The sequence below is a fragment of the Williamsia sp. genome, assembly GCF_016462415.1.
In the GTDB taxonomy this organism is placed as follows: domain Bacteria; phylum Actinomycetota; class Actinomycetes; order Mycobacteriales; family Mycobacteriaceae; genus Williamsia_A.
Genome location: NZ_JAEMTF010000023.1, coordinates 19,653 through 27,945, shown reverse-complemented (window position 1 = coordinate 27,945; position 8,293 = coordinate 19,653). Strand labels below are relative to the sequence as shown.

General features: G+C 67.0%; 7 protein-coding genes. 5 read left to right on the top strand and 2 right to left on the bottom strand.

Annotated features, from left to right (window positions below):
- The first annotated feature begins 148 nt into the window (after nucleotides 1-148).
- Nucleotides 149-685, top strand: a complete 537-nt coding sequence (locus JHC79_RS08245) for a 2'-5' RNA ligase family protein (RefSeq protein WP_296389676.1) — start codon at nucleotides 149-151, stop codon at nucleotides 683-685.
- On the opposite strand, the gene JHC79_RS08240 is transcribed toward JHC79_RS08245, so the two are convergent.
- Together JHC79_RS08240 and polA are read right to left on the bottom strand one after the other, a co-directional pair.
- Nucleotides 675-1,028, bottom strand: a complete 354-nt coding sequence (locus tag JHC79_RS08240) for a hypothetical protein (RefSeq protein WP_296389675.1) — start codon at nucleotides 1,026-1,028, stop codon at nucleotides 675-677. The two genes, JHC79_RS08245 and JHC79_RS08240, sit on opposite strands and share 11 nt — an antisense overlap.
- Nucleotides 1,029-1,115: 87 nt before the next feature.
- On the bottom strand, nucleotides 1,116-3,791 hold the full coding sequence (gene polA, locus JHC79_RS08235; RefSeq protein ID WP_296389693.1) for a DNA polymerase I: 2,676 nt from the start codon (nucleotides 3,789-3,791) through the stop codon (nucleotides 1,116-1,118).
- Nucleotides 3,792-4,040: 249 nt separating this feature from the next.
- On the opposite strand from polA, the gene JHC79_RS08230 reads away from it, so the two are divergent.
- From JHC79_RS08230 to JHC79_RS08215, 4 genes are read left to right on the top strand one after another with little or no spacing between them, the layout of a single operon-like run.
- A complete protein-coding gene (locus JHC79_RS08230; protein WP_296389674.1) occupies nucleotides 4,041-5,357 on the top strand; it encodes a branched-chain amino acid ABC transporter permease in 1,317 nt (438 codons plus the stop codon).
- A 4-nt stretch (nucleotides 5,358-5,361) separates the two neighbouring features.
- A complete protein-coding gene (locus tag JHC79_RS08225; protein WP_253661885.1) occupies nucleotides 5,362-6,348 on the top strand; it encodes a branched-chain amino acid ABC transporter permease in 987 nt (328 codons plus the stop codon).
- On the top strand, nucleotides 6,338-7,414 hold the full coding sequence (locus tag JHC79_RS08220; RefSeq protein WP_296389673.1) for an ABC transporter ATP-binding protein: 1,077 nt from the start codon (nucleotides 6,338-6,340) through the stop codon (nucleotides 7,412-7,414). Before JHC79_RS08225 ends, JHC79_RS08220 begins: the two co-directional genes overlap by 11 nt.
- Nucleotides 7,411-8,238: an ABC transporter ATP-binding protein gene (locus tag JHC79_RS08215; protein WP_296389672.1), complete on the top strand. Its 828-nt coding sequence runs from the start codon at nucleotides 7,411-7,413 to the stop codon at nucleotides 8,236-8,238. Before JHC79_RS08220 ends, JHC79_RS08215 begins: the two co-directional genes overlap by 4 nt.
- Nucleotides 8,239-8,293: the final 55 nt, after the last annotated feature.

Genomic DNA, 8,293 nt, shown 5'->3' with positions numbered 1-8,293 from the left:
TCGGGTTCGACGTCGTCGAGGTCGACGACGCCGGTCGGATCAGTCGGGTGAGCGGTTTCCTCGATTCGATGCCCGCCTGAGACCCGGTCGACGGGCACGTCCGGCGTGCCCGTCGATCGCCGGTGGCAGTCGAGTCGACAATGGACCCATGGCGCATTCGATCGAGCTGCTCGTCGACCCCGACACCGACGCCGCGATCCGACGGATCTGGTCGGCGTTGCAGCTCGCGGAGCTGCCCAGTCAGGGCAATCATCGGTCGGCGTCGAACCGACCCCACATCACACTTGTCGCCGCCGAGCGGATCAGCCCCGCGGTCGATGCCGTCGCCCGCGGTTTCTCGGACCGGCTCCCGCTCACCGTGGAGATCGGCGCGGCGGTGGTGTTCCGAGGTGCACGTTCGACGGTGGCGCGACTCGTGGTCGCCAGCGCCGGCCTGCTCGACCTGCATCGCGACATCCACGACCTGGCGGCGCCGTTCGTCGGTGGCACCGTGTTCGACCACTGCACCCCGGACCGGTGGACACCGCACGTGACGCTGGCCCGGCGGGTGACCGATGACCAACTCGGTCGGTGCATCACGGTCGCCGACGACTCCACACAGGGCGTCTCGTTGACGGCGACGATCACCGGGCTGCGTCGATGGGACAGTGACGCCCGCGAGGACGTCGAGCTGATCACCGTGTGACGGGCCCGCTCGAGGTGATCGAGCCGCCGACGCCGCGCGTCGCGCTGGGCCGCGTCAGGACCGAGTCCCAATAGGAGTCCGGCATCTGATCACCGGCCCGCAGCACCATCGCCAACCCGGTGGCCATCAGGATCCCCAGGATGCCCAACCAGAGACCCGCGGTGGCGATGAGGACCCACGCCGCGATCACCAGCGGCCGCCGTGGGTCGGCCACGATCAGCACGGGCGCGAACGTGAACGCGGCACCGACGTAGAAGGCCGAGAGGTTCTTGTCGCTCAGGATGACCACCCGCAGCCAGCGGGGTGCGCTGGTGGGGAGCGGCGAACTGGCCGGGGCTGCCATGGCATTTCCTCCTCGTCGATGTCGATGCGTCCATCGTCTCGACACCGGCGTCCCCGGTCGATTACCCCGGAGGTAATGCGCCCACGATCAGTGCGCGGCCTCGTCCCAGGACAACCCGAAGCCGACCGAGACATCCAGCGGCACCGACAATTCGATGGCACCACCCATCTCGGCACGCACCAGTGCGTCGAGCTGTTCGCGCTCCCCCTCGGCGACCTCGAACACCAGCTCGTCGTGCACCTGCAGGAGCATCCGCGACCGCAACCCCGCGGCCGTCAGCGCGCGCTGCACGTTGATCATGGCGACCTTGATGATGTCGGCGGCGGTGCCCTGGATCGGCGCGTTGAGCGCGGCACGTTCGGCGACCTCACGTCGCTGTCGGTTGTCGCTGTTGAGATCCGGCAGGTAGCGACGACGCCCGAACAGCGTCGAGGTGTACTCGTTGCGCCGGGCCTCCTCGACCGTGTCCTGCAGGTAGTCGCGGACCCCACCGAAGCGCGAGAAGTAGGCCTCCATCTGTTCCTTGGCCTCACCGGTGCTGATCTTGAGCTGCGCCGAGAGCCCGAAGGCGCTGAGGCCGTAGGCGAGTCCGTACGACATCGCCTTCACCCGACGACGCATGTCGGCGGTGACCTCGTCGATCGGCACGCCGAACGCCCGCGACCCGACGAAGCTGTGCAGATCCTCGCCGGTGTTGAACGCCTCGATCAGACCGGCGTCCTCGGACAGGTGTGCCATGATCCGCATCTCGATCTGGCTGTAGTCGGCGGTCATCAGCGACTCGTACCGGGTCGCGTCCGGCCCCTGTCCGACGACGAACCCCTTGCGGATGTCGCGACCGGCGTCGGTCCGTACCGGGATGTTCTGCAGGTTCGGCTCGGTCGACGAGAGTCGGCCGGTCGCCGCGATGGTCTGGGTGAAGGTGGTGTGGATGCGGCCGTCGTCGGCCACCGATTTGAGCAGGCCGTCCACGGTGACCTTGAGACGTGTGGCGTCGCGGTGGTCGAGCAGGTGGGCGAGAAACGGGTGCTCGGTCTTGTCGAACAGAGTCTGCAGCGCGTCCGCGTCGGTGGTGTAGCCGGTCTTGGTGCGCTTGGTCTTCGGCATCTCGAGCTTGTCGAAGAGCACCGTCTGCAACTGCTTCGGGGACCCGAGGTTGATCTGCTCGCCGATCGCCTCGAAGGCCAGGTCGGCGGCATTGCGGATCCGTGCGGCGAACTGCGCCTCGAGCTCGCCGAAATGATCTGTGTCGACACCGATCCCGGACGCCTCGATGTCGGCGAGGACGATCTGCAGCGGCAGTTCCATCTCGGTGAGCAGACCCAACGAGTCGATGGTGGTCAGCTCGGCGTCGAGCGTCGCCGCCAACTCGTGGACCGCCTGCGCGTTGATCATCTGCGCCTGCGCGACCCGCTCGCCGTCCCCGCCCTCGTCGAGCAGCGACATCTGCCCGTCGTCCGGGCTGTCGTCGGCCACGAGTTCGCGACGGAGGTAGCGCAGGGCGAGGTCGTCGAGATTGAACGACCGCTGCCCCGGACGCACGAGATAGGCGGCGAGCGCGGTGTCGCTGGTGATCCCGGCGATCGGCCAGCCCCGACCCCGCAGGGCGTGGATGGCCCACTTCGCCTCGTGCACGGCCTTGGGGTACTGCGGATCGGCGAGCCACTCCGACAACGCCGTCTCGTCGGCGGCGTCCATGACCGCGGTGTCGAGGTAGGCGGCCTCGCCGTCCTCGGCGGCGAAGGCGATCCCTTCGGTGTCGGAGCCGAAGACGACACGGGGCCCGACCACCGACACCGCGCACCGGCCGGTGCGTGCGTGCGCGTCGAGCCAGTCACCGACCGCGCCTGCGGCCAGGACCTGTCCGCGCACGTCGAACCCGGACTCCGCCTCCGGCTCGACCGAGCTCAGGGTGGTGAACAGGCGGTCGCGCAGCACGCGGAACTCGAGGTCGTCGAACAACTGGTGGATGCGGTCGCGATCCCACGGCGCGAGCTTGAGATCGTCCGGACCGAACGGCAGTTCCATGTCACGCACCAGCTCGGTGAGCTGACGGTTGAGCTGCACCGACGCGAGATGCTCGCGCAGACCGTCACCGACCTTGCCCTTGATCTTGTCCGCGTTGTGCACGAGGTCGGCCAGGGACCCGTATTCGCGGATCCACTTGGCTGCGGTCTTCTCCCCCACGCCCGGGATCCCGGGGAGGTTGTCGCTCGGATCTCCGCGCAGCGCAGCGTAGTCCGGGTACTGCGCCGGGGTGAGGCCGTACTTCTTGTCGACCTCCTCGGGGGTGAAGCGGGTCAGCTCGGACACGCCCTTCTTCGGGTACAGCACCGTGGTGCCGTCGTCGACGAGCTGCAGCGAGTCCCGGTCACCGGTCACCACGAGGACGCGGTACCCCTGTTCACGCGCCTGGGTGGTCAGCGTGGCGATGATGTCGTCGGCCTCGTACCCCTCGATCGCCATCACCGGGATGCCCATCGCACCCAGGACGTCCTTGGTGAGGTCGACCTGACCGTTGAACTCGTCCGGCGACTTGCTGCGCTGCGCCTTGTACTCGGGGTACATCTCGGCGCGGAACGTCTGGCGGGACACATCGAACGCCGCCGCGATGTGCGAGGGCTGCTCGTCACGCAGCAGGTTGATGAGCATCGACGTGAAGCCGTAGACGGCGTTGGTGGTCTGCCCGGACGCGGTCTTGAAGTTCTCCGCGGGCAGCGCGAAGAACGCCCGGTAGGCCAGGGAGTGGCCGTCCAGCAGCATCAACGTGCCGTTGCCCTTCCCGCCTTTCTTCTCGGACGAGGCGGGGGCGGTGGTCGACGCTGCGGCAGGGCTCACCGGACCGAGTCTAGAGAGCGGCCCCGACAGCCGACACAGCCCACGAACAATGAACTCCCGGTTAACCCTTTCGCCCGGCCAAGTCGTCGATCGGGCACTAGAGTCCCAAACCAGGGTCACGGCAGTTGCTGATCGGCCACATCCCGCGATCGAGCACCTGGAGGTACCTCGCCGATGTCACGGCTTGTCCCGCGTTCGCCGACATCCGCCGTCCGATGGTTGGCCGCGGCGCTCCTGGGGGTGATCGGGGCACTCGTCCTCGGCGCCGCCCTGGGGCCTGCCGCCGCCTCGGCCGCGCCGGGCGACGAGGTCCGCATCTTCGGAAATCTGCGCAACGGAACCGAGCGCGTCGCCGACGTGAAGGTGGTCGCCACGAATCCCTCGGGCGCCGAGGTCGGCACGTCGACCTCCAGCGCGACCGGTGCGTGGTCGATCACCCTCGCCCCCGGCAACTACACCGTCGCGATCGACGAGTCGACCCTCCCCAAGGGCATCGAGGTCCAGGAGAAGACGCGCTCGATCCCGGTGGTGTTGACCGCGGGCACCGACCGGCCGGTCATCTTCTCCTTCGGCGCCCAGCGGACGTCGACCGAGGTCTCGGCGGTGTCCAAACTGACGCGCCTGGCCATCGACGGACTCCGGTTCGGTCTGATCATCGCGATCACCGGTGTGGGACTGAGTCTGATCTTCGGCACCACCGGGCTGACGAACTTCGCCCACGGCGAGCTGGTCACCCTCGGCGCGGTGATCGCCTGGGCCATCAACGTCAAACTCGGGCTCAACCTGATCCTCGCCACCGTCATCGCGGTCGTCATCGGTGCCGGGATCGGGGTGGCCAACGAACTCGGCATATGGAGAGTGCTCAGACGCAGGAGATCGGGGCTGGTCGCACAGCTCGTCGTGTCGATCGGCCTCTCGCTGATCGCCCGCTACCTGATCCTGATCTTCTTCTCCGACCGCAACCAGCCCTTCGCCGACTACCAGGTGCAGACCCAGATCGGTTCGGGTCCGTTCGCGATCACGCCGGTCAACCTGTTCTGCATCATCGTCAGCCTCGTGGTGCTCATCGCGGTGGCGACGATGTTGCAACGCACCCGCATCGGCAAGGCGATGCGCGCGGTCGCCGACAACCGCGACCTCGCGGCCTCGTCGGGTATCGACGTCGACCGGGTGATCCTGTTCGTCTGGGCCCTGGCCGGCGCACTGGCCACCCTCGGTGGCGTGTTGTTCGCCCTCTCCGAACTGTCGGGGCGGGTCCAGTGGGAGATGGGATTCAAGCTGTTGCTGTTGATGTTCGCGGGCATCACGCTCGGCGGTCTCGGCACCGCCTACGGCGCACTGTTGGGCTGTGTGATCGTCGGATTGCTCGTCCAGGTCTCCACCTACTGGGTGAATCCGGACCTCAAGTACGTCGGCGGGCTCGTGGTGTTGATCGTCATCCTGGCGATCCGCCCCCAGGGCATTCTCGGATCACGCGCAAGGATCGGGTGAGAACGTGGATCTCATTTCTGCACTGCAGACATCGCTCGCCCAGCTCGTGGGCCCGTCGGCGATCTTCTACGCACTGTTGGCGATCGGTCTCAACCTGCACTTCGGGTACACCGGGCTGCTGAACTTCGGGCAGATCGGCTTCGCGCTGCTCGGCGGATACGGCGTGGGCATCATGGCCGTGAAGTACGACCTGCCCATCTGGCTCGGATCCATCATCGGCATCGCCGCGGCGGGATTGCTGGCACTCGTACTCGGTCTGCCGACGCTGCGCCTGAGAGCGGACTATCTGGCCATCGTCACGATCGCGGCGTCGGAGATCTTGAGGTTGATATTCCGATCCACCTCGACCGACAGCGTCACCGGATCGACCAACGGCCTCTTCGGATACGCGGACGGTTTCTACTCGCTGAGCCCGTTCGACAACGGCAAGCAGTACTCGTTCGCCGGCGTGAAGTTCCAAGGAAGCGACCTGTGGTCGATGGTCGTGGGCTGGCTGCTGGTCGCGCTGCTGTGTCTGTTCGTGTTCCTGCTGGTGCGCAGCCCGTGGGGTCGTGTTCTCAAGGCGGTACGCGAAGACGAGGACGCCGCCAGGTCGGTCGGCAAGAACGCCTACTTCTACAAGATGCAGGCGCTGGTGATCGGCGGCTGCATCGGTGGGCTCGCGGGCGTGTTCAACGCCCTGCAGACCCAGTCGATCAACCCCGACTTCTTCTCCACCGCCCAGACGTTCTTCGCCTATGGCGCACTGATCCTCGGTGGCGCGGCCACCGTCTTCGGACCGGTGCTGGGCGCGATGCTCTTCTGGTTCCTGTTGTCCATCCCCGATGTCCTGCTCCGACAGGCCACCGACGCCGGGTACATCGATCTCACGCAGCAGCAGGTGGGTGCGGTCCGGTACGTACTCCTCGGTCTCGCCATCGCGCTGATGATGGTGTTCCGGCCCCAGGGAATCCTCGGAAACAAACGGGAGGTCCAGCTCGATGCCAAGTGACTCCGACACCGACACACGGATTCCCTCCGCCACGAAACTGCGGGCGTTCAGCGCCGAGGAACGCGCCGGCATCTTCGCGGGCATCGAGGCGACCCCCGGATCGGCCAAGCCCGACCCGATCATCACCGTCGACGGCATCACCCGCAGCTTCGGTGGTCTGACCGCGGTCAACGTCGACCACCTCGAGATCCAGCGTGGAGCCATCACCGGTCTGATCGGCCCCAACGGTGCGGGTAAGACCACGTTCTTCAACCTGATCACCGGGTTCGACAAGCCGAACTCGGGCACCTGGTCGCTCAACGGCGACCCGCTGGGAAAGCTGGTCCCCCACCAGGTGTCACGACGCGGCATGGTGCGCACCTTCCAGCTCACCCGCGCGCTGGCGAAGCTGTCGGTGCTCGACAACGTCCGCCTCGGCGGTCGCCATCAGCGCGGCGAACACTTCCTGGCCGCGCTGGCGCCCTGGACCTGGCGCAAACAGGAGGAGGAGATCACCGAGCAGGCGCACGCGTTGCTCCGTCGATTCCGGCTGGAGGAGAAGGCGAACGACTACGCAGGGTCGCTGTCCGGTGGACAGCGCAAGCTGCTGGAGATGGCGCGCGCACTGATGTGCGAGCCGGAGGTCGTCATGCTCGACGAGCCGATGGCCGGCGTGAACCCCGCTCTGACACAGAGCCTGCTGGAACACATCAAGTCGCTGCGCGAGGACGGGATGACCGTCGTGTTCGTCGAGCACGACATGGACGTCATCCGCGACATCAGCGACTGGGTCGTGGTCATGGCGCAGGGATCGGTCATCGCCGAGTCGTTGCCCGACCGCCTCGGCGACAACGAGGCCGTCGTCGACGCGTATCTCGGTGGTCACCACGATCAGGCCCTGGAGTTCGACTCCGACGGTAATCCGGTGGGCGAGACCGCAGTTCTGGCCCACGAGGTCGACGAGGCCATCGAGGAGACCCTGCAGGCCGGCGGTGACCTGTCCGACCCACCGCCCACCGGATCCGCGCCCGACGCGGCCTCCGGGCGACACGCAGCCGACACCGCTCCCGGAGAGGACCCCCGGTGACCGAATCACCCGAGACCGCACCCACGCCGCCGTCCGACGAACTGACGCCTGCGCAGCTCGCGGCGACACCCGCCGAGCACCAGAAGCGAGCGGGGAACGCACTCATCCGGGCCGACGACATCACCGCCGGCTACCTCCCGGGCATCAACATCCTGGAGGACTGCAACTTCTACCTCAACGACGGCGAGATCGTCGGCATCATCGGCCCCAACGGCGCCGGCAAGTCGACGCTGCTCAAGGCGCTGTTCGGCCTCATCCCCATCCGGAAGGGATCGGTCACCCTGCGCGACGAGGCGATCACCTCGGCCAAGGCGCATCGTCTGGTCCAACTCGGCGTCGGCTACGTCCCGCAGACGCAGAACGTCTTCCCGTCGTTGACCATCGAGGAGAACCTCGAGATGGGGATGTACCTGCGGCCCAAGAAGTTCAACGAGCGGTTCGCCGTCGTCGCCGATCTGTTCCCGCTGCTCGCAGAGCGTCGCAAGATGAAGGCCGGCTCGTTGTCGGGCGGTGAGCGCCAGATGGTCGCGATGGGGCGGGCGTTGATGATGGAACCGTCGGTACTGCTGCTCGACGAGCCGTCGGCCGGCCTCTCGCCGATGTTCCAGGACCAGGTGTTCATCCGCTGCAAGGCGATCAACGCCACCGGCGTCTCGATCGTCCTCGTGGAGCAGAACGCCCGCCGCTGTCTGCAGATCTGCGACCGCGGCTACGTCCTCGACCAGGGCCGCAACGCCTACACCGACACCGGCGAGACGCTGCGCAACGACCCGAAGATCATCGAACTGTATCTCGGCACCCTGGCGGGCAGTTCCGAGAAGTAGAGCCCGCCCGAGAAGTACTCCCCGCCTTCGGGTTCGCGACCACGGACAACGAAAC

Excerpts from the sequence above, each read along its gene's own strand:
- JHC79_RS08245 (WP_296389676.1), top strand. The coding sequence starts at position 149 with ATGGCGCATTCGATCGAGCTGCTCGTCGACCCCGACACCGACGCCGCG.
- polA (WP_296389693.1), bottom strand. The coding sequence starts at position 3,791 with ATGCTGCTGGACGGCCACTCCCTGGCCTACCGGGCGTTCTTCGCGCTG.
- JHC79_RS08220 (WP_296389673.1), top strand. The coding sequence starts at position 6,338 with ATGCCAAGTGACTCCGACACCGACACACGGATTCCCTCCGCCACGAAA.
- JHC79_RS08240 (WP_296389675.1), bottom strand. The coding sequence starts at position 1,028 with ATGGCAGCCCCGGCCAGTTCGCCGCTCCCCACCAGCGCACCCCGCTGG.
- JHC79_RS08230 (WP_296389674.1), top strand. The coding sequence starts at position 4,041 with ATGTCACGGCTTGTCCCGCGTTCGCCGACATCCGCCGTCCGATGGTTG.